We start from the raw sequence: 19,676 nt of genomic DNA on the forward strand, positions 1-19,676 counted from the left end.
GACAAAGCCGGCCATGGGGATTAGAATGGCCAGTAATTTTTTCCGGTGACAGCGATATGACCGATCAGCGCAAAGCCAGCGATGCCGAACCTACTACCCACTTCGGCTACAAGAACGTGCCCGAAAGCAAGAAGGCCGAGAAGGTCGCCGAGGTATTCCACTCGGTAGCGGCCAAGTACGACCTGATGAACGACGTGCTCTCGGGCGGCATGCACCGGCTGTGGAAACGCTTCGCCATCGAACTGTCGGGCGTGCGCAGCGGCAACCGCGTGCTGGACATCGCCGGCGGCACGGGCGACCTGACCCGCAAGTTCTCCCACCTGGTGGGCAGCAGCGGCGAAGTGGTACTGGCCGACATCAACGCCTCCATGCTCAAGGTAGGCCGCGACCGCCTGCTGGACCTGGGCGTGGCCGGCAACGTCAAGTTCGTCCAGGCCGACGCCGAGAAGCTGCCGTTCCCGGACAACTACTTCGACTGCGTGACCATCGCCTTCGGCCTGCGTAACGTCACCCACAAGGAAGACGCCATCGCCTCGATGCTGCGCGTGCTCAAGCCGGGCGGCCGCCTGCTGGTGCTGGAGTTCTCCAAGCCCACCAACAAGCTGATGTCCAAGGTGTATGACGCCTATTCGTTCGCGTTCATGCCGCTGGCCGGCAAGCTGATCACCAACGACTCGGAAAGCTACCGCTACCTGGCCGAATCGATCCGCATGCACCCGGACCAGGAAACCCTGAAGTCGATGATGGTGCAGGCCGGCTTCGACCGCGTCACCTACCACAACATGACCTCGGGCATCGTCGCCCTGCACCGCGGCATCAAGCCCTGATGCTGTACAGCGGCCTGATCGCCAGCGCCGAGCACGGCCTCAACCGTGTGCTGCGCCTGGACAGCACGGCGTTGCCACGGCTGGCGCGCCTGGCCGGCAAGGTGATCGAGATCGATTGCCTGATGCCGGCCATGAAACTGTTCATCCTGCCCAGCGGTGAAGGCCTGATGCTGGCCAGCCAATGGGCGGCGCCGGCCGACTGCGTGCTGCAGGCCCCGGCCAGCAGCCTGGCGCAGCTGGCGGTGAGCCGCGACAAGACCGCCGTGCTGCACAGCCCGCAAGTGGACCTGGCCGGCGACAGCGCCGTGCTGCTGGAACTGGTGGCGGTGCTGCAGGACCTGGAACTGGACTGGGAATACGAGCTGCAACGCTGGCTCGGCCCGGTGGCCAGCCAGCTGATCAGCGGCCACCTGCGCCGCGACGCCAGCTGGGTGCGCAAGGGCCTGTCCAGCCTGAACCAGAACATGGCCGAATACCTGGCCGAAGAAACCCGCACCCTGGTGGGCAAGCACGAAGCCGAAGCCAGGTTTGCCGAAATCGACGAGCTCAAGCTCGATGTCGAACGCCTCGAAGCGCGCCTTGAGCGCCTCGCCCGATCCCTCAAACCTAGCGATAACGCATGAAGCTGCTTGCCGTCCGCCGTTTGTTGCGCATTCAGCGCGTCGTGATCCGCTACCGTCTCGATGACCTGTTATTCGCCCTCCCCCTGCCGTGGTTCCTGCGCATCACGCGCTTCGCCATGCCCTGGCGCTGGCTGCCGCGCAAGCGCCTGGAGCTGACCCGTGGCGCCGCCCTGCGCCTGGCGCTGCAGGACCTGGGGCCGATCTTCATCAAGTTCGGCCAGCTGCTGTCCACGCGCCGCGACCTGTTGCCCGAAGACATCGCCGACGAGCTGATGCTGCTGCAGGACCGCGTGCCGCCGTTCGACCCGCAGCAGGCCATCAAGCTCATCGAAGAGCAACTGGGCAGCAAGATCGTCGAGGTGTTCAGCCGCTTCGACGTCGAACCGCTGGCCTCGGCCTCGGTGGCCCAGGTGCACTCGGCGCAGCTGCGCAGCGGCGAGGAAGTGGTGGTCAAGGTGGTGCGCCCCGGGCTCAAGCCGGTCATCGGCCAGGACCTGGCGTGGCTGTTCCTGCTGGCGCGCTGGGCCGAGAAGTTCTCGGCCGACGCGCGCCTGCTGCACCCGGTGGACGTGGTCGCCGACTACGAGAAGACCATCTACGACGAGCTCGACCTGCTGCGCGAGGCGGCCAACTCCAGCCAGCTGCGGCGCAACTTCGAAGCCTCGGACATGCTCTACGTGCCCCAGGTGTACTGGGACTGGTGCCGCCCCAAGGTGCTGGTGATGGAGCGTATCTACGGCATCCAGGTCACGGACCTGGCCACCCTGGCCGACCAGCGCACCGACATGAAGCTGCTGGCCGAACGCGGCGTGGAGATCTTCTTCACCCAGGTGTTCCGCGACAGCTTCTTCCACGCCGACATGCACCCGGGCAACATCTTCATCAGCACGGTGGCGCCGTGGAGCCCCAAGTACATCGCCATCGACTGCGGCATCGTCGGCAGCCTCACGCCCGAGGACCAGGACTACCTGGCGCGCAACCTGTTTGCGTTCTTCAAGCGTGACTACCGCCGCGTGGCCCAGCTGCACATCGACTCGGGCTGGGTGCCGGCCGAGACCAAGCTCAATGAGTTCGAGGCGGCGATCCGCACCGTCTGCGAGCCGATCTTCGAGAAACCGCTGAAGGACATCTCCTTCGGCCAGGTGCTGATGCGCCTGTTCCAGACCGCGCGGCGCTTCAACATGGAAGTGCAGCCGCAGCTGGTGCTGCTGCAAAAGACCCTGCTGAACATCGAGGGCCTGGGCCGCCAGCTGTACCCGGACCTGGACCTGTGGAGCACCGCCCAACCGTTCCTGGAACGCTGGATGCGCGAGCGCATGAGCCCCAAGAGCCTGTTCCACAACGTGCAATCCCAGGTAGAGCAACTGCCGCACCTGGCCAACATGACCCGCGACCTGCTGGAACGCATGTCGCAGCCCCACGCCAAGGACGCCCCGCCGCCCTGGCAGCAGCCACGCGAACAGCGCGTGTTGCGCGTGGTGGGTGGCGCCCTGCTGGCCGGGGGTGCGACACTGGCCGCCACCGGCGGCGCCATTGACAGCCTGGCCGCGTGGCCCGCGTGGATCATGCTGGCCGCGGGCCTGTACCTGGTCGCGCGTTGATAGCCAGCCGCCCATCGGGGTGGCACACTAGTGAGGAGTTCGAGCTGATCGAACTCGTTGTCGGAGTCAAAAATGAAAGACTGGCTGGACGAGATCAACTGGAACAGCGACGGCCTTGTCCCGGCCATCGCCCAGGATCACAAGACCGGGCGCGTGCTGATGATGGCCTGGATGAACCGCGAGGCGCTGGCCCTGACCGCCGCCGAGAACCGCGCCATCTACTGGTCGCGCTCGCGCGGCAAGCTGTGGCGCAAGGGCGAGGACTCAGGCCACGTGCAGCACCTGCACGAAATGCGCCTGGACTGCGACGCCGACGTGATTATCCTGATGGTTGAACAAGTGGGCGACATTGCCTGCCATACTGGTCGTCAGAGCTGCTTCTACCGCGTCTACGAAAACGGCGGCTGGCAAACCGTCGACCCCGTGCTCAAGGACCCGAAAGCCATCTACCAGCCAGGACACTCCCATGACTGACAGCACCCTGACCCGGCTCGCCGAGGTACTGGAGTCGCGCAAAGGCGCCGAGCCAGACAGCTCGTACGTCGCAAGCCTGTACCACAAGGGCCTGAACAAGATTCTGGAAAAGGTCGGCGAAGAGTCGGTCGAGACCATCATCGCCGCCAAGGACGCCGCCGTCAGCGGAGATTACAGCGATGTCATCTATGAAACCGCCGATCTGTGGTTCCATAGCCTGGTCATGCTGGCTGCGCTGGGGCAACACCCGCAGGCCGTCCTGGACGAACTGGACCGCCGCTTCGGGCTTTCCGGCCACGCCGAAAAAGCCGCCCGCCAGCCTTCTGCATAACGTATCGAACGAGGAATTACCCCATGGGTCTCTTTGACTGGAAACACTGGATTGTCATCCTGATTGTCGTGGTACTGGTGTTCGGTACCAAGAAACTGAAAAACCTGGGCACCGACGTCGGCGAGTCCATCAAGGGCTTCCGCAAGGCCATGAACGACGACGAAAAGCCCGCCGACCAGCCGGTGCCACCTGCCCAGCCAGTGCACCCGCAGGCCACCTCGCCCCTGAGCCAGCCGCACACCATCGATGCCACGGCCCAGAAAGTCGAAGACCCCATCAGGAAAGACTGAAGTCATGTTCGGGATCAGCTTCAGCGAATTGCTTCTGGTGGGCCTGGTGGCCCTGCTGGTGCTCGGCCCCGAGCGCCTGCCGGGCGCCGCCCGCACCGCCGGCCTGTGGGTAGGCCGGCTCAAGCGCAGCTTCAATGCGATCAAGGCGGAAGTGGAACGTGAAATCGGCGCCGACGAGATTCGCCGGCAGCTGCACAACGAGCACATCCTCTCGCTGGAACAGGAAGCGAAGAAGATCCTCAACCCGCTTGTGCAGCCACCGGTCGCCCAACCTCAACAGGTCCAGACGCCTCCCCCCGTAGGAGCCGACCTTGGTCGCGATAGCCACACCGCGCAACCCACCCAGGCTCACCCGGCACAGCCATCGCCCGAGCAAGTCCCCGGCGCCCACACGCCGCCTCACGATCCGACCCAGCCGCCGCGAGCCCCATGAGCGAAATTCCCGAAAACGACCAGCCCATGCCGCTGGTCTCGCACCTCACCGAGCTGCGAACCCGCCTGCTGCGCTGCGTAGCGGCGATCTTCGTCATCTTCGCCGCGCTGTTCGCCTTCACCCAGCAGATCTACACCTTCGTCTCGGTGCCGCTGCGTGAATACCTGCCGGCGGGCGCGACCATGATCGCCACCGACGTGTCGTCGCCGTTCCTGACGCCGCTGAAGCTGACCATGATGGTCTCGCTGTTCCTGGCCATCCCTGTCATCCTGCACCAGATCTGGGGCTTCATCGCGCCCGGCCTGTACAAGCATGAGAAGCGCGTGGCAGTGCCGCTGCTGATCTCCAGCATCCTGCTGTTCTACTGCGGCATGGCCTTCGCGTATTTCCTGGTGTTCCCGCTGATCTTCAAGTTCTTCGCCTCGGCCACCCCGGCCGGCGTGCAGATGATGACCGACATCACCAGCTACCTCGACTTCGTCATGACCCTGTTCTTCGCCTTCGGCGTGGCCTTCGAGATCCCCGTGGCCGTGGTGCTGCTGGTGTGGATCGGCGTGGTCGACGTCAAGCAGCTTAAGAAGATGCGCCCGTACGTGATCATCGGCTGCTTCGTGGTCGGCATGCTCCTGACCCCGCCGGACATCTTCTCGCAGACCCTGCTGGCCGTGCCCATGTGGATGCTGTTCGAGATCGGCGTGCTGTTTGGCGGCCTGGTCAGCAAGCGCGGCGATCATGAAGAAGACGCCAGCGACCACAACGACCAGCCGCCAGCGACCCAGCCGTGAACCTGTTGTTGCTCGAGGAGGCCGATTTCATCGCGGCCGACCGGGTGGTCCTGCGCGACCGCCGCCTGAAGCACATGCAGGAAGTGCATGGCGTGGCCGTGGGCGACAGCCTGCGCGTGGGCCGCATCAACGGCCTGATGGGCCGCGCCGAGGTGCTGCGCCTGGAAGCCCGCGAAGCCGAGCTGCAGGTGGTCCTGGACCAGCCGCCGCCGGCCAAACTGCCGCTGACCCTGGTGCTGGCCCTGCCGCGGCCGAAAATGCTCCGGCGGGTGTTCCAGACCGTGGCCACCATGGGCGTGGCCAAGGTCATCCTGGTGAACAGCTACCGGGTGGAGAAAAGCTTCTGGCAGACGCCCTTCCTGCAGCCCGCCGCCATTCGCGAGAACCTGGTGCTGGGCCTGGAACAGGCGCGTGACACCGTGCTGCCGGAAATCATCATCGAGAAACGCTTCAAGCCCTTCGTCGAAGACCGCCTGCCGGCCATCGCCGACGGCACCCTGGGCCTGGTCGGCCACCCCGGCGATCACCCGCCCTGCCCCCGCGGCCTGAGCGAGCCGGTCACCCTGGCAATCGGCCCGGAAGGCGGCTGGATTCCCTACGAGGTCGAACTGCTGGGCAAGGCAGGCCTGAACCCGGTGCAACTGGGCGAGCGCATCCTGCGCGTCGAGACTGCCGTCACCGCGCTGCTGGCGCGTTTGTTCTAACCCCGTAGCCGCTGCCGTCAGGCTGCGCTGGCCCTATGCCCCACAGCAGATCCCGAGCGCGGCATAAGCCCGGCGGCTACAGGCTACCCCCCATAAAAGTCCGATCCACGGTATTACAGATCCTAGGCACAGGGCCGATACAAAGGCACGCTAATGGCAAAACGCCCTGTCTGCTCGCTAGGAGTGCAAGCGCATGTATCGTTGGATGCAATACCACCTCGGGCACATCGGTGTGCAACGCAAATTGATGCTGGGCTTCGGCCTGGTGCTGGCCATGACCCTGCTCACCTTCACCGCCGGCTGGAACGGCCTGGGCGCGCTGATCGAGCGAGGCAACAAACTCAACACCATCGCCACCATCAGTGACCTGACCCGCGACCTGCGCATCGCCCGCCTGAGCGTGGCGAACGAGAACGGCAGCATCGAAGGCGTGCTGGCGGTGCTGGGCAAGCTGGACACCCAGCTGGCCAGCGCCCACGCGCTGCTTACCTCCCCTGAGGACGTGGAACGCTTGGAGCGGCAGATCAGCGCCACCCGCGACTACCGCCAGACCGTCACCGAGCTGGACCAGGCGCGCAAGGCCAATGACCCGCAGCGCGACACCGCGCCGCTGTTCAAGCGCCTGGCCGATGACGGCAGCGTGCTGCTGGACATGAGTGCCGAGCTGACCCGCTCGCAAACCGCCAAGCGCGACACCGACGCCACCAGCGCCAGGCAATGGCTGGCGGGCAGCGCGCTCATGGCCCTGGTGTTCAGCGTGCTGGCCGGTTTCGCCATCACCCGCCAGGTGGTGCGCCCGCTGCACGCCACCCTGAAAATCATGGACGAGGTGGCCGCCGGCGACCTCACCCACGCCCACACCGTGGACCGCAGCGACGAGTTGGGCCAGTTGCAGAACAGCCTGCAGCGCATGACCGTGGGCCTGCGTACCCTGATCGCCGGGATCAGCGACGGCGTCACCCAGCTGGCCAGCGCCGCCGAGGAGCTGTCGGCGGTCACCGAGCAGACCAGCGCCGGCGTCACCAGCCAGAAAGTCGAGACCGACCAGGTGGCCACCGCCATGAACCAGATGGCCGCCACCGTGCAGGAAGTGGCGCGCAACGCCGAGCAGGCCAGCGAGGCAGCCGTAGCCGCTGACCAGCAGGCCCGCGAGGGCGACCGGGTGGTGAGCGAGGCCATCGAGCAGATCGAGCGCCTGGCGGCCGAGGTGGGGCATTCCACCGAGGCCATGGGCCACCTCAAGCGCGAAAGCGACAAGATTGGCGGCGTGCTGGACGTGATCAAGTCCGTGGCCCAGCAGACCAACCTGCTGGCCCTCAACGCCGCCATCGAGGCCGCCCGCGCAGGCGAAGCCGGCCGCGGCTTCGCCGTGGTGGCCGACGAGGTGCGCAGCCTGGCCCAGCGCACGCAGAAATCCACCGAAGAGATCGAGCAACTGATCGCCGGCCTGCAAAGCGGCACCCAGCAAGTCGCCACCGTGATGGACAACAGCCGCAGCCTCACCGACAGCAGCGTCGAACTGACCCGCCGCGCCGGCAACTCGCTGGAAAACATCACCCGCACGGTGTCGACCATCCAGAACATGAACCAGCAGATCGCCGCGGCAGCCGAGCAGCAGAGCGCGGTGGCCGAAGAGATCAACCGTAGCGTGCTGAACGTGCGGGATGTGTCGGACCAGACCTCGGCGGCCAGTGAAGAAACGGCGGCGTCGAGCATCGAACTGGCGCGGTTGGGTACCCACCTCCAAGGCCTGGTAGGCCGCTTCCGAGTCTAACCCCGTAGCAGCTGCCGAAGGCTGCGTCCGGGGCCATCCGCGGCGCCTGCAGACGCCGCCTGGCGGCAGCTGCTACGGGATGGGATGCCAGGGATAGGCTCCCCGGGTCGCTGAACACAGCGATCAGGTGTGCAAGCCTGAGGTACCCTTTGCGACTGCGGTAGAATGCTGTCGGCGTCTTGTTGCGCCTTCAGAAAACTATGGCGGCCGGCGCAGGAGGACTTCGGTCCTGCTGGGGTCGAAGGGTACCCAGTCTTGCACACCTGCGTTCGGCCGCCACCCAATGCGTGCAAGCGTTGGCGGCGGCTTAAATACCCTTCGGAGTTTTTTGAATGCTTACAGAACCCACTACTTTCGGTCCGCAAGACCGCAACGGCGTACCGCTGTTCACCGTCAGCGAAGACCTGCACCCCGACGACGCCCTCACCCACGCCTCCCTGCTGCTCGGTTACGCCGGCGCCGTTGCTTACGAAATCGCAGACAGCGACACCCTGGGCGACAAGCGCTTGGCACGCGCCATCATCCCGCTGATCGATGCAGCCAAGGCGCTGGTGGATGCCACAACCCTCACATGACACGCCGGCTTCTGTAGCCGCTGCCGCCAGGCTGCGCTGGCCCCTGGGTACGCTGCATATTTGCTGCGCAAGTTAGAACCCGCGCAGCCTTCGGCAGCGGCTACAGGGAATCCGCGTGCGCCGCTGACGCCGCCTGGCGGCAGCTGCTACGGGGTGGGCGTCCTACAAGGTTACGGCAATTTCGGAAACGTCCGACTTGAGGTCGCGGGGTGCCGGGGATAGGCTCCCCGGGTCGCTGAACACAGCGATCAGGTGTGCAAGCCTGAGGGGAATATTTGCGGCTGTTGTAGAATGCTTGCCGGCGTACCTGTACGCCTTCAAGAAAGCTATGGCGGCTGTACACGGGAGGGCTTCGGCCCTGCTGGGTTTTCAGATATTCCCCCGGTCTTGCACACCTGTGTCCAGCCGCCACCCCTGATTGCGTGCAAGCAATCAGGTTGGCGCCAATCTTCTTGCCAAGGTTTCTTGTAATGAATATCGATGTTTCCTGCCTGACCAAAAGCCAGTCGTTCGGCCCCCAAGACCGCAACGGCGTACCGCTGTTCACCGTCAGCGAAGACCTGCACCCCGATGATGCCCTCACCCACGCCTCCCTGCTGCTCGGTTACGCCGGCGCCGTTGCTTACGAAATCGCAGACAGCGACACCCTGGGCGACAAGCGCCTGGCACGCGCCATCATCCCGCTGATCGATGCAGCCAAGGCGCTGGTGGATGCCACAACCCTCACATGACACGCCGGCGTCTGTAGCCGCTGCCGCCAGGCTGCGCTGGCCCCTGGGTACGCTGCATATTTGCTGCGCTAGTTAGAACCCGCGCAGCCTTCGGCAGCGGCTACAGGGAATCCGCGTGCGCCGCGGACGCAGCCTGGCGGCAGCTGCTACGGGGTGGGCGTCCTACAATTTCGGAAACGTCCGACTTGAGGTCGTGGGATGCCAGGGATAGGCACCCCGTAGCAGCTGCCGAAGGCTGCGTCCGGGGCATCCGGGGTGCCTGCTGACGCCGCCTGGCGGCAGCTGCTACGGAAGGTGCGTACTTATGCTTACAGCACCTGGCGCAGGAACGCCTGGGCGCGGGGGTCGCGGGGGTTGGCGAAGAATTGCTCGGGGGGCGAGTCTTCCAGCAGTTTGCCGTGATCGAAGAACAGCACCCGGTGCGCCACTTCGCGGGCGAAGCCCATTTCGTGGGTGACGCAGATCATGGTCATGCCTTCCAGCGCCAGGGTCTTCATCACGTCCAGCACTTCGCCGACCATTTCCGGGTCCAGGGCCGAGGTGGGCTCGTCGAACAGCATCACCTTGGGGTCCATGGCCAGCGCGCGGGCGATGGCCACGCGCTGTTGCTGGCCGCCCGACAGGCGCGACGGGAATTCATTGGCCTTCTGGCCGATGCCCACCTTGTCCAGCAGCATGCGCGCCTTTTCCTCGCGCTCCTTCTTGCTGCGCTTGCGCACGATCTTCTGCGCCAGGCACAGGTTTTCCAGCACGGTCATGTGCGGGAACAGGTTGAAGTGCTGGAACACCATGCCCACTTCGCGGCGGTAGGCGTTGATGTCGGTTTTCGGGTCGGCCAGGGACAGGCCGTCGATGCTCACGGTGCCGGCGTCGAACTGTTCCAGGCCGTTCAGGCAGCGCAGGAAAGTAGACTTGCCCGAGCCCGAAGGCCCCACCACCACCAGCACTTCGCCCTTGGCCACCTGCGTGGTCACGTGGTCCACCGCGCGCACCACATGGCCGCGGGTGTCGAAGACTTTCACCAGATCACGAACTTCAATCACTTTGTGCAAGCCTCCGCTCAAGCCGGCTGGCGAAGTGCGACAGCGGCAGGTTGATCAGCAAATACAGGGCCGCCACGCAGAACCAGATCTCGAACGTGGAGAACGAGGTGGTGATGGCTTCGCGGCCGGCCTTGGTCAGTTCGGTGATGGAGATCACCGACACCAGCGAGGTGTCCTTGACCAGGCTGATGAACTGCCCGGCCAGGGGCGGCAGCACGCGCTTGAACGCCTGCGGCAAAATCACATGGCGCATCGACTGGCCAGCGCTCAGGCCCAGCGAACGGGCCGCCTCGCCCTGGCCACGGGCGATGGACTGCACGCCGGCACGGACGATCTCGGCCACGTAGGCGCCGGTGAACAGCGCCAGCGCCGCCACGCCGGCGAACTCGCGCGACAGGTTGAGCACGGTGCCGATGAAGAAGTAGAAGATGAACAGCTGCACCAGCAGCGGCGTGCCGCGCACCAACTCGACGTACACCGTGGACAGGTCGCGCAGGGTGGGGTTGCCGGACAGGCGGCACAACCCGGCGACCAGGCCGATGAACAGGCCGATCACCCCCGACACCACCGAGATCCACACCGTGGCCCACAGGCCCCAGGCCAGCGGCCCTGCGGCCCAGTGACGGGTGACGCCTACCGGGTCACCTTCGGAGATATCGTCGCCTTGGGACACTCTCACGCTGTCCTGGGCCACGGTCAGCACCTGCTGGTCGCCGTCCTCGTCCTTGAGCGTCACCCGGGTCATGCTGCCCTGGGCGTCGATGGCCTCGACCGTGCCGTTGCCAGTGGCGCGCTGAACGTCTTCGGCCTGGTAGGCGAAGTACTGCGGCACGCGGCTCCAGCGCCACTCGTAGGAAATCAGCGAAGTCGCGTAAAACAGGGTGACAGCCAGGCCCACCAGGACCAGCGCCGTCAGCCCGTGCCAGGGCCACTGGGCTTTCTTGTGTTTGATCACTACTGCCTTTCCGTAAATGCGAACGCGCGGGCAAGCCCGCGCGCTGGTGTCAGACAAGGACGACTGGGGTTATTCCATGTCCTTGAGCCACGTGGTGCTCTTGAACCACTTGTCGTGAATGCGATCGTAGGACCCGTCTTCGTGGGCCTGGCGCAGGAAGTTGTTGATGAAGTTCAGGCTGTCGTAGTCGCCCTTCTTCAGGCCGAAGGCCAGCGGCTCGTAGGTGAACGGCTTCTCCAGGTACACCAGCTTGCCGTTGCCGGCCTTGTCGACGGCCACCACGTTGTAGGGCGAATCGTAGACGAAGGCGTCGGCCTTGCCGTTGACCACGTCCATCACCGCTTCCTGCTCGTTGTCATAGCCGTGGTACTGGGCCTTGGACATCAGCTTGCGCGAGACCATCTCGCCGGTGGTGCCAACCTTGGAGGTCAGGCGGTACTGGGGATCGTTCAGGTCTTTGTAGGACTTGATGGTGCCTTGCAGCTCCTTGCGGATCAGCAGGGTCTGGCCGACGACGATGAAGGGGTCGCTGAAGTTGATGCGCAGGTTGCGTTCCTGGGTCAGGGTCAGGCCGCTGCCGATCAGGTCGAACTTGTCGGTCATCAGCGCCGGGATGATGCCGTCGAGGCTGGTGGACACCAGCTCCAGCTTCACGCCCATGGACTTGGCCATGGCCTTGAGCAGGTCGACTTCGAAGCCGATGATCTCGCCGCGCTTGTCGGTCATCTCGAATGGCATGTAGGTAGGGTCCATGCCCACCCGCAGCGTGCCGCGCTTGACCGCGTCATCGATGGCGCCCGCCTGGGCGGAACCCACTGCGCCCAGCGCCATGACGCCCAGCAGCAGCATCGACAGATACTTCTTCATCACCAAGTCCCCTAACTAACGCGTTGCAATGTGCTCGCGCGTGTCAATTCAGGGCGCCGCACATTGGGGGCGCACCATTTCGGGGTGCGATCCTAACGTACTCGTCTGGTAGTACAAGTGCTGAAGAGGGATTTAATGCGCAAAGGTCGACAGAAAGTGACCGTTGGCAGTGTTTCCAGAGGTTTCCAGCGGCCCCGGGCAGTGCGCCCGGGGCCTTTGGAATCACGCGTTGGCCAGGGCTGGCGGCGTGGATGAGTGCGGTTGCAGCGGCAGCAGCGGCGAATGCGGGTCCGCTTCCAGCGACTGGCGCCAGGCGCCGAGCCAGGCATCGTTGCCTTCGCTCCAAACCAGTGCATGCAGGCGCGCCAGCGCCACCGGGTCGCTGAGCAGGTGCAGGCGGGTGTTGCCGTCCAGCTTCAGCGGGCCGACGCTGAGCGCCTTGCGAATACGCTCCTCGCGCAGCGATTCGATCGGCGCCACCGAACGGTGCCGCGCAGTGGCCAGGGCACAGGCCAGGGCGTTCTGCTGCGGGTCCACCACGGCGCGGATGAAGCCATCCTTCAGCGCGTGCCAGCGGTTCTCGTGGGTGTACTGGTCGGTGGAGATCAGCTCCTGCGGCGTGTCGTATTCCTCGGGAATCAGGAACAGCTTCTCGTCGCGGGCGCTGAGGCCCAGGTTGGTGCGGCTGGAAATCACCGAGACCGGGATCGACAGCATCAACGAACCGACGATAGGCGTCAGCCACCACAGGAAGCTTGGGTTCAGCCAGCACACCAACAGCGCCCACAGGAAGCCCAGCAAAGTCTGCGGGCCGTGGCGGCGCACGGCTTCGCTCCATGGCGTGGAGTCGTCGTCACGCTGCGGCGAGTTCCAGGTAGCGGCCCAGCCCAGGAACGCGGCCAGCACGAAACGGGTGTGGAACAGCATGCGCACCGGCGCCAGCAGCATGGAGAACAGCATCTCCAGCAGCATCGAGATAGTGACCTTGATGCGGCCGCCGTACTCTTTGGCGCCCTTGGCCCAGATCAGGATGATGCTCAGCAGCTTGGGCAGGAACAGCAGCACGATGGTGGTGGAGAACAGCGCCACGGCTTTTTCCGGGTGCCATTGTGGCCACAGCGGGTACAGCTGCCGCGGTTCCAGGAAGTATGCCGGCTCCATCAGCGTGTTCACCGCCAGCAGCGCGGTGGACAGCACCAGGAAGAAGAACCACAGCGGCGCCGACAGGTACGACATCACGCCCGTCAGGAACACCGCGCGGTGCACCGGGTGCATGCCCTTCACCAGGAACAGGCGGAAGTTCATCAGGTTGCCGTGGCACCAGCGACGGTCGCGCTTGAGTTCGTCGAGCAGGTTGGGCGGCAGTTCTTCGTAGCTGCCCGGCAGGTCGTAGGCGATCCACACGCCCCAGCCGGCACGGCGCATCAGCGCGGCTTCGACGAAGTCGTGGGACAGGATGGCGCCGGCGAAGGCGCCCTTGCCCGGCAACGGCGCCAGCGCGCAGTGCTCGATGAACGGCTTCATGCGAATGATCGCGTTGTGGCCCCAGTAGTGCGACTCGCCCAGCTGCCAGAAGTGCAGGCCGGCGGTGAACAGCGGGCCGTACACGCGGGTGGCGAACTGCTGCATGCGCGCATACAGGGTGTCCATGCCCGACGCCTTGGGCGCGGTCTGGATGATACCGGCGTCCGGGGTGGCCTCCATCAGGCGCACCAGGCTGGTCAGGCATTCGCCGCTCATGACGCTGTCGGCGTCCAGCACCACCATGTAGCGGTAGTCGCTGCCCCAACGACGGCAGAAGTCGTCGAGGTTGCCGCTCTTGCGCTTCACGCGGCGGCGACGGCGGCGGTAGAAGATCTTGCCGAAGCCTTTGGCCTCGCGGCACACGTCCAGCCAGGCCTGTTGCTCGGCCACGGCGATGTCGGTGTCGTTGGTGTCCGACAGCACGAAGAAGTCGAAACGGTCCAGGTCACCGGTGGCGGCTACCGATTCAAAGGTAGCGCGCAGGCCGGCGAACACCCGCGGCACGTCTTCGTTGCAGATAGGCATCACCAGCGCGGTGCGGGCACCGGGCTCGATTGGCTCGTTGCCGGCGCTGGCGCCGGAAATACGGTACTTGTCGCGCCCGGTCAGCAGTTCCAGGAAGCCCATCAGGGCGGTCCAGAAGCCCGCCGACACCCAGCAGAACAGGATACCGAACAGAATCAGGATGCTGGTCTGCAGCACGTACGGCAGCACTTGCTGCGCGGTCTGCGCCACGGACTGGTGCAGCACCTCGTCCAGGTCCACGAACGACCAGCCCTGGTAGGGCAGGATGCCTTTCATGTAGTAACCGGCGACGATGGTCTGGCCCAGCATCAGCGCCAGCAGGATGTAGCGGCGCATGGAGCCCACCCAGCGCCAGCGCGCCTTGGGCAGCTCGCGCTTGTCGCTGACCGGTTCCGGCGCGCTCTTCTGGCCGGTAACCCGGCGCCACATGCGCACCAGTACGTTGGTGCGCCAAGGCTCCGGGACCACCCGCGTGCGGTTGATCGGCGGCGTGGCCTTGAGCTTCACGCGGCCGTCGGCGTCGACCGAGAGCATCTCGGCCTCTTCCAGTTCAGCGGCGCTGTTGAGGGTCAACCGACGGCCGACCGAGGCCTGGGCGGCCTCGCGCGACTCGTCCGCCGGCTGCGCGGAGAGGTATTCATGCAGCTCGCTGAACGAGTTGCAGCGGGCAAGTTCTGCGCGCTGCTCCTCGCTCAGGGGCAGGTGGGCCAGGTACTCGCTGAGCGACTCTGGCCGGGTCTGTGAATTACTCATCGGAAGGCAACTGGTAGCTCCAGGTTTCGGTCAGTACCTGATCGGGCTTGACCGGCTCCTCGGGGGTGGGCGCAGCCGGGGCAGGCTGCTCGGCAGGCTTGTCGGCCTTGGCATGCTTGGCGTTGGCCTTGGCGTGCTTGGCGGCAGGCTTCTCTTCCTTCACAGGCTCAGCCGGCTTGGCGGGCGGCAGTGGTGCGTCCTTGACCAGTGCGGCGCGCATCTCGACCGACTGTTTAGGATCCTTGACCTTCAGACGCAGCGTCAGGCGCCAGCCTTTGGTTTCCGGGTTGTAGCGCAGGTTGTTCTCGACCAGGTCGGCGTTGTCGCCAACGCTCACCTGGCTGCGCACCTGGGCGTCTTCCGGCAGGGCGGCGAGCACCGGGCCGGTGAAGTCGATCAGGAAGGCCACGCTGCCGTCAGGCTGGCGGATCAGGTTGGACTGCTTGACGTCGCCGGTGGAACGCAGGGTCTGCTTGACCCAGGCGGTTTCAGGCGAGTGCAGCTGGTCTTCGTTGGAGGTCCAGACCAGACGGTAGTCGTGGTCCAGGGCCTGGCCTGGCTCCGGCAGTTTTTCCGGGTTCCAGAAGGCAACGATGTTGTCGTTGGTTTCGTCGGCAGTCGGGATCTCGACCAGGTCGACGGTGCCCTTGCCCCAGTCGCCCTTCGGCTCTACCCAGGCGCTTGGGCGCTTGTCGTAGCGGTCGTCGAGGTCTTCGTAGCGGCCGAATTCACGACCACGCTGCAGCAGGCCGAAACCTTTCGGGTTCTCGACGGTGAAGCTGCTCACGGCCAGGTGTTTCGGGTTGTTCAGCGGGCGCCAGATCCACTCGTCGTTGCCGGCATGGATCGACAGGCCGGTGGAGTCGTGCAGCTCGTGACGGTAGTTGAGCACCTTGGACGGCTGGTTGGAGCCAAACAGGAACATGCTGGTCAGCGGGGCGATGCCCAGGCGGCTGACGTGGTCACGCAGGAACACCTTGGACTTGACGTCGACGACGGTGTCTTCACCCGGGCGCAGGGTCAGCTTGTAGGCGCCGGTGGAGCGTGGCGAGTCCAGCAGGGCGTAGATCACCAGGAACTTGTCGGCCGGGTTCGGCTTCTCCACCCAGAACTCGGTGAAGCGCGGGAACTCCTCGCCCGACGGCAGCGCGGTGTCGATGGCCAGGCCACGAGCCGACAGGCCGTAGGTGTGGCCCTTGCCGACGACGCGGAAGTAGCTGGCACCCAGCAGGGTCATGACTTCGTCCTGCTTGTCCGCCTTGTTCAGCGGGTACAGCACGCGGAAACCGGCGTAGCCCAGTTTCTCGGTGGACTTTGGATCGAACTTCAGGTCACCGAAATCGAAACGGGCCGGGTCATACTTGATTTCCTCGACCTTGTCGTTGGCGATTTCGTTGATTTTCACCGGGGTGTCGAAGTGCATGCCCTGGTGGTAGAACGAGAGCTTGAAGGGGGTCTTGTCGTTCGCCCACTCGGCTTTCTCGTTCAGGAAACGAATTTTCTGGTAGTCAGCGAACTTCATGTCCCGGAATTCGGCAGGCAGATTGCTTTTGGGTGCCTCGAATTTCTGCCCGGCAAGATCCTTTGCCTTGGCTGCCACGTCATCCAGGCCAAAGGCCCAGATCTGGCCCGCGCTCAGCAGGCAGAGGAGTGCAGACCCCGTCAACAGCGCGGTGCGTAGGCGCTTGCCTGGGGTTCTTGGTGCATTACAGGGACTAACAATCACGAGCAACCCTCGCCGAAAAACAAATCAAAGAACCAACGGCCAGCGGTCATGTGCCGGGTTGGCGAGCATTGTTCCGACTCCGAAAGGGCGCAATGATTCCCCAGACGGCAAAGACCAAGGCTCAGGTCGGAACAAAATGGATCAACGAACGCTGATCGTCATGGCGCGAGATTATCCAGCAGCCCGCGTTACAACGCATCAGGGTTGGTAAACTTTTTATGCTACAAACTCACCGAAATTCGCGCAAATGAACGTTTTACCGCCACTTATGACTGTAACAGGAACGTAACCGGGCCATCGTTGACCAGGTGCACCTGCATGTCGGCGCCAAAACGGCCACACGCCACGCCTTCGTGCTGCACCCGCGCCTGCGCCAGCAGGTACTCATACAGCTCGGCGCCCAGTGCTGGCGGCGCCGCGGTGGAGAAGCTGGGGCGCATGCCGCTGCGCGTGTCCGCCGCCAGGGTGAACTGCGACACCAGCAGCAGGCCACCGCCCACGTCCTTGAGCGACAGGTTCATCTTGCCCTGTGTATCGGCAAACACTCGATAGTTAAGCAGCTTGTGCAGAAGTTTGTCAGCGCTGGCGCGGGTATCTTCAGGTTCCACCGCCACCAGCACCATCAGGCCCTGGTCGATGGCCCCCACGACCTCCCCCTCGACTTCAACCCGCGCGCTGCTGACGCGCTGCAACAGCCCCTTCACGCTTCCTCCAGGGGCAGGTCCAGCAAACGCCGGGCCATCTGGTCACAGGCGCGCACCAGGGCATCGGTGATGCCTGGCTCGGACGCGGCGTGGCCGGCGTCGCGGATCACCTGCAGCTCGCTGTTGGGCCAGGCCTGGTGCAGCGCCCAGGCGTTGTCCAACGGGCAGATGACGTCGTAGCGGCCATGCACGATCACCGCCGGCAGGTGGGCGATCTTCGGCACATCGCGGATCAGCTGGTCAGGCTCCATGAAGGCGTTGTTCATGAAGTAGTGGCATTCGATGCGGGCGATGGACAGCGCCCGCTGCGGCTCGGAGAAGCGGTCCACCACCAGCGGGTTGGGGCGCAGGGTAGCGGTGCGGCCTTCCCAGGTGGACCAGGCCTTGGCGGCGTGCATCTGGGCGATCTGGTCGTTGCCGGTCAGGCGCTTGTGGAACGCGCCGAGCAGGTCATGGCGCTCGTCGGCCGGGATCGGCGCCACGTAGTCCTGCCAGTAGTCGGGGAACATGCGGCTGGCGCCTTCCTGGTAGAACCACTGGATCTCCTGGGGGCGGCACAGGAAGATGCCGCGCAGGATCAGGCCGTGCACGCGTTCGGGGTGGGTTTGCGCGTAGGCCAGCGCCAGGGTTGAACCCCAGGAGCCACCGAACAGCACCCACTTGTCGATGCCCAGGTGCTCACGGATGCGTTCCATGTCGGCCACCAGGTCCCAGGTGGTGTTGTTCTCCAGGCTGGCATGGGGGGTGGAACGGCCACAGCCACGCTGGTCGAAGGTGACAATTCGGTACAGGTTCGGGTCGAAATAGCAGCGGCTCTGGGCATCGCAGCCGGCACCGGGGCCGCCATGGATGAACAGCACCGGCAGGCCTTCGGGCGAACCACTCTCGTCTACATACAGCACGTGCGGCTCTTGCACGGCCAGATCGTGCCGGGCGTAGGGTTTGATCTGCGGGTACAAAGTCTGCATTGCACGCTCCGTAAGGGTGTTGGGTCATCCCTGCTGGGACTTCTGTCATAAGTGCCGTCAGGCATCATAAACCCGAATCGCTTACAGATCATGCCCCCATGGCGTCGAGGGGCATTCCCCCTCCATGCGCGGCGCAAACGATGTGCGGGGTGTTCAGCGCTCCAGGCGGTAGCTACCGCCTGGGGTGCCTTCGTGCAGGGCGTCTTCCAGCACGTCGTAGAGCGCGTTGGCCTGCTCCACCGGCAGTGGCTGGGTGGCGGCGCGCAGGGTGATGCGCAGCAGCAGGTTTTCCTGGCCGGGCACCAGGCCCAGTTGCTCGATGGCCGCCTGGGGCAGCTCGCTGATGGGCCAGCGGCCGCGCAGGGTGACCTCCTCGACCCAGCTGGCGTAGGCGCCGGCGGCCTGCAGGATGCGCTCGGTAAGCACCTCCAGGCTATGGCCGGCCGCCATGGCTACCGAGAGTTCCCGGGTGATGGCCAGCAAGCGCGGCAGCGGCCGCCAGGGCAGCAGGTCATGCATCTGCACCGCTGCGCGCTGATCGGGGTCGCGCAGCAGGCGAATGTCGGGGATGCCCTTGCACAGCATGGCCAGGCGGTCCAGGCCCAGGCTCAGGGCCAGGCCGCCGTGGCGCACGGGGTCGACGCCAAGGTGCTCGAGCAGGGAACGGGCGATGCAGCCGCCTGCCATCACTTCGATGGCCTTGTCGTCCTTGATCACGTTTATCTCCACGCCGCGATCGGTGTAGGCGCTTGGGCGCTCGCGGTGCAGCCACCGCGTACCGGGGGTGGTGGCTTCGAGGATGTCACCGACCAGACGCAACAACTGCTGGCGGCTGGACAGCTGCGGCCCGCCCAGCACCCAGACGTCCATCTGGTGCGGCTCGGCGCAGTGCCAGCGGTCGCGCACGTCACGCCGGAAGGTGATGCCGGGGGCAGCCAACAGCAGGGTTTCACCGCGCCAGCGCTTGGCTGCGGCGGCGCGCAGGGCGGCCGGCAGTAGGCAGCTGGTGTGGGTGCGCAACAATTTCTGGCTGTCGACCCAGCGCGCCTGTTCGCTGTCGAGGATCAGCGCCTCGCGGCTGTAGCCCAGCAGCCCGTAGTTGTCCTGGGGCGACACCACCTTGGGCCCGCGCAGGGGCGTCGCGGCTGGCCACCCGCGGTGCTCCAGGCGCTTGAGCACCAGCTCCGCGGTCATGCCCACGGCGTGGGCTTCGAACGGGTCGGTCAGGTCCGGCGTGAGCAGGGCCTGTTCCAGCTGCTGCGGTGTGATGTAGCGATTGCCGGCCATGCCAGTACCCCACTTCCATTTGCGATGAATTCGGGGGCCAACGTACCGGGGGTGGCGGCGCGGCTCAATGCGAAACCGCGCCGGGAGAGTATTTTCAGAATTGGACTACGGATGCTTCCTACAGGAGCGTGCCAATGGCCGGACGCGGCCTTGCGGCCGCTGCTACGGGGCGTGGA

The 19,676-nt window shown here is 65.1% G+C and carries 19 protein-coding genes and 2 pseudogenes; 13 read left to right on the forward strand and 8 right to left on the reverse strand.

All coding sequences use genetic code 11. The annotated features are described in order from the left end of the window. Positions 1-56 precede the first annotated feature (56 nt). The 13 genes and pseudogenes from ubiE to AC0Z2B_RS01440 all read left to right on the forward strand — a co-directional run bounded on the left by ubiE (position 57) and on the right by AC0Z2B_RS01440 (position 9,148). On the forward strand, positions 57-827 hold the full coding sequence (ubiE, locus tag AC0Z2B_RS01380) for a bifunctional demethylmenaquinone methyltransferase/2-methoxy-6-polyprenyl-1,4-benzoquinol methylase UbiE (RefSeq protein WP_476294849.1): 771 nt from the start codon (positions 57-59) through the stop codon (positions 825-827). Further along, a complete protein-coding gene (locus tag AC0Z2B_RS01385) occupies positions 827-1,450 on the forward strand; it encodes a ubiquinone biosynthesis accessory factor UbiJ (protein ID WP_476294850.1) in 624 nt (207 codons plus the stop codon). The genes ubiE and AC0Z2B_RS01385 overlap by 1 nt, the downstream gene beginning before the upstream one ends. Next, positions 1,447-3,051: a ubiquinone biosynthesis regulatory protein kinase UbiB gene (ubiB, locus tag AC0Z2B_RS01390; protein WP_476294851.1), complete on the forward strand. Its 1,605-nt coding sequence runs from the start codon at positions 1,447-1,449 to the stop codon at positions 3,049-3,051. The genes AC0Z2B_RS01385 and ubiB overlap by 4 nt, the downstream gene beginning before the upstream one ends. Before the next feature lie 72 nt (positions 3,052-3,123). After that, positions 3,124-3,525 (forward strand): phosphoribosyl-AMP cyclohydrolase, encoded by a 402-nt coding sequence (hisI, locus tag AC0Z2B_RS01395; protein ID WP_416422036.1) that lies wholly within the window; start codon positions 3,124-3,126, stop codon positions 3,523-3,525. Next, a complete protein-coding gene (locus AC0Z2B_RS01400; protein ID WP_416422035.1) occupies positions 3,518-3,856 on the forward strand; it encodes a phosphoribosyl-ATP diphosphatase in 339 nt (112 codons plus the stop codon). Before hisI ends, AC0Z2B_RS01400 begins: the two co-directional genes overlap by 8 nt. 23 nt (positions 3,857-3,879) lie before the next feature. Next, positions 3,880-4,146: a twin-arginine translocase TatA/TatE family subunit gene (locus AC0Z2B_RS01405; RefSeq protein ID WP_416422034.1), complete on the forward strand. Its 267-nt coding sequence runs from the start codon at positions 3,880-3,882 to the stop codon at positions 4,144-4,146. Positions 4,147-4,150: 4 nt separating this feature from the next. Then, entirely contained in the window at positions 4,151-4,579 is a 429-nt protein-coding gene (tatB, locus tag AC0Z2B_RS01410; RefSeq protein ID WP_476294852.1) for a Sec-independent protein translocase protein TatB, read from the forward strand. Continuing rightward, positions 4,576-5,364: a twin-arginine translocase subunit TatC gene (tatC, locus tag AC0Z2B_RS01415; RefSeq protein WP_476294853.1), complete on the forward strand. Its 789-nt coding sequence runs from the start codon at positions 4,576-4,578 to the stop codon at positions 5,362-5,364. The genes tatB and tatC overlap by 4 nt, the downstream gene beginning before the upstream one ends. Next, positions 5,361-6,068, forward strand: a complete 708-nt coding sequence (locus AC0Z2B_RS01420; protein WP_476294854.1) for a 16S rRNA (uracil(1498)-N(3))-methyltransferase — start codon at positions 5,361-5,363, stop codon at positions 6,066-6,068. The genes tatC and AC0Z2B_RS01420 overlap by 4 nt, the downstream gene beginning before the upstream one ends. 274 nt (positions 6,069-6,342) lie before the next feature. Further along, positions 6,343-6,609: pseudogene (locus AC0Z2B_RS01425) on the forward strand (methyl-accepting chemotaxis protein); the annotation flags it as partial. Between the two features lie 129 nt (positions 6,610-6,738). Further along, a pseudogene (locus AC0Z2B_RS01430) lies at positions 6,739-7,842 on the forward strand (methyl-accepting chemotaxis protein); the annotation flags it as partial. A 332-nt stretch (positions 7,843-8,174) separates the two neighbouring features. Continuing rightward, positions 8,175-8,417 (forward strand): DUF3077 domain-containing protein, encoded by a 243-nt coding sequence (locus tag AC0Z2B_RS01435; RefSeq protein ID WP_416422029.1) that lies wholly within the window; start codon positions 8,175-8,177, stop codon positions 8,415-8,417. Between the two features lie 470 nt (positions 8,418-8,887). Next, the gene (locus AC0Z2B_RS01440; RefSeq protein ID WP_476294855.1) at positions 8,888-9,148 is read left to right on the forward strand and encodes a DUF3077 domain-containing protein; all 261 of its coding nucleotides are present in this window, start codon (positions 8,888-8,890) and stop codon (positions 9,146-9,148) included. Between the two features lie 308 nt (positions 9,149-9,456). Here the strand turns inward: AC0Z2B_RS01440 and AC0Z2B_RS01445 are convergent, their stop codons facing one another. The 8 genes from AC0Z2B_RS01445 to srmL form a co-directional block, all read right to left on the reverse strand. Further along, positions 9,457-10,191 carry an amino acid ABC transporter ATP-binding protein gene (locus tag AC0Z2B_RS01445; protein ID WP_416427525.1) on the reverse strand — a complete coding sequence of 245 codons (735 nt, stop codon included), beginning with the start codon at positions 10,189-10,191 and terminating at the stop codon, positions 9,457-9,459. Beyond that, a complete protein-coding gene (locus AC0Z2B_RS01450; RefSeq protein ID WP_416422028.1) occupies positions 10,184-11,146 on the reverse strand; it encodes an amino acid ABC transporter permease in 963 nt (320 codons plus the stop codon). The genes AC0Z2B_RS01445 and AC0Z2B_RS01450 overlap by 8 nt, the downstream gene beginning before the upstream one ends. A gap of 69 nt (positions 11,147-11,215) precedes the next feature. Then, positions 11,216-12,013, reverse strand: coding sequence for a transporter substrate-binding domain-containing protein (locus AC0Z2B_RS01455; RefSeq protein ID WP_416422027.1), 798 nt, complete (start codon positions 12,011-12,013; stop codon positions 11,216-11,218). 222 nt (positions 12,014-12,235) lie between these two features. Then, positions 12,236-14,815: a glucans biosynthesis glucosyltransferase MdoH gene (gene mdoH / locus AC0Z2B_RS01460; RefSeq protein ID WP_476294856.1), complete on the reverse strand. Its 2,580-nt coding sequence runs from the start codon at positions 14,813-14,815 to the stop codon at positions 12,236-12,238. Then, positions 14,808-16,541, reverse strand: coding sequence for a glucan biosynthesis protein G (locus AC0Z2B_RS01465; protein WP_416422025.1), 1,734 nt, complete (start codon positions 16,539-16,541; stop codon positions 14,808-14,810). The genes mdoH and AC0Z2B_RS01465 overlap by 8 nt, the downstream gene beginning before the upstream one ends. Positions 16,542-16,807: 266 nt before the next feature. Then, on the reverse strand, positions 16,808-17,245 hold the full coding sequence (gene dtd / locus AC0Z2B_RS01470; RefSeq protein WP_476294857.1) for a D-aminoacyl-tRNA deacylase: 438 nt from the start codon (positions 17,243-17,245) through the stop codon (positions 16,808-16,810). Beyond that, entirely contained in the window at positions 17,242-18,213 is a 972-nt protein-coding gene (pip, locus tag AC0Z2B_RS01475; RefSeq protein ID WP_473005138.1) for a prolyl aminopeptidase, read from the reverse strand. Before pip ends, dtd begins: the two co-directional genes overlap by 4 nt. 153 nt (positions 18,214-18,366) lie before the next feature. Continuing rightward, positions 18,367-19,500: a PheS-related mystery ligase SrmL gene (gene srmL, locus AC0Z2B_RS01480; protein WP_476294858.1), complete on the reverse strand. Its 1,134-nt coding sequence runs from the start codon at positions 19,498-19,500 to the stop codon at positions 18,367-18,369. Positions 19,501-19,676 lie beyond the last annotated feature (176 nt).

Source organism: Pseudomonas sp. GYB4201 (assembly GCF_056312595.1).

Excerpts from the sequence above, each read along its gene's own strand:
- ubiE (WP_476294849.1), top strand. The coding sequence starts at position 57 with ATGACCGATCAGCGCAAAGCCAGCGATGCCGAACCTACTACCCACTTC.
- AC0Z2B_RS01385 (WP_476294850.1), top strand. The coding sequence starts at position 827 with ATGCTGTACAGCGGCCTGATCGCCAGCGCCGAGCACGGCCTCAACCGT.
- ubiB (WP_476294851.1), top strand. The coding sequence starts at position 1,447 with ATGAAGCTGCTTGCCGTCCGCCGTTTGTTGCGCATTCAGCGCGTCGTG.
- hisI (WP_416422036.1), top strand. The coding sequence starts at position 3,124 with ATGAAAGACTGGCTGGACGAGATCAACTGGAACAGCGACGGCCTTGTC.
- AC0Z2B_RS01400 (WP_416422035.1), top strand. The coding sequence starts at position 3,518 with ATGACTGACAGCACCCTGACCCGGCTCGCCGAGGTACTGGAGTCGCGC.
- AC0Z2B_RS01405 (WP_416422034.1), top strand. The coding sequence starts at position 3,880 with ATGGGTCTCTTTGACTGGAAACACTGGATTGTCATCCTGATTGTCGTG.
- tatB (WP_476294852.1), top strand. The coding sequence starts at position 4,151 with ATGTTCGGGATCAGCTTCAGCGAATTGCTTCTGGTGGGCCTGGTGGCC.
- tatC (WP_476294853.1), top strand. The coding sequence starts at position 4,576 with ATGAGCGAAATTCCCGAAAACGACCAGCCCATGCCGCTGGTCTCGCAC.
- AC0Z2B_RS01435 (WP_416422029.1), top strand. The coding sequence starts at position 8,175 with ATGCTTACAGAACCCACTACTTTCGGTCCGCAAGACCGCAACGGCGTA.
- AC0Z2B_RS01440 (WP_476294855.1), top strand. The coding sequence starts at position 8,888 with ATGAATATCGATGTTTCCTGCCTGACCAAAAGCCAGTCGTTCGGCCCC.
- AC0Z2B_RS01455 (WP_416422027.1), bottom strand. The coding sequence starts at position 12,013 with ATGAAGAAGTATCTGTCGATGCTGCTGCTGGGCGTCATGGCGCTGGGC.
- mdoH (WP_476294856.1), bottom strand. The coding sequence starts at position 14,815 with ATGAGTAATTCACAGACCCGGCCAGAGTCGCTCAGCGAGTACCTGGCC.
- pip (WP_473005138.1), bottom strand. The coding sequence starts at position 18,213 with ATGCAGACTTTGTACCCGCAGATCAAACCCTACGCCCGGCACGATCTG.
- srmL (WP_476294858.1), bottom strand. The coding sequence starts at position 19,500 with ATGGCCGGCAATCGCTACATCACACCGCAGCAGCTGGAACAGGCCCTG.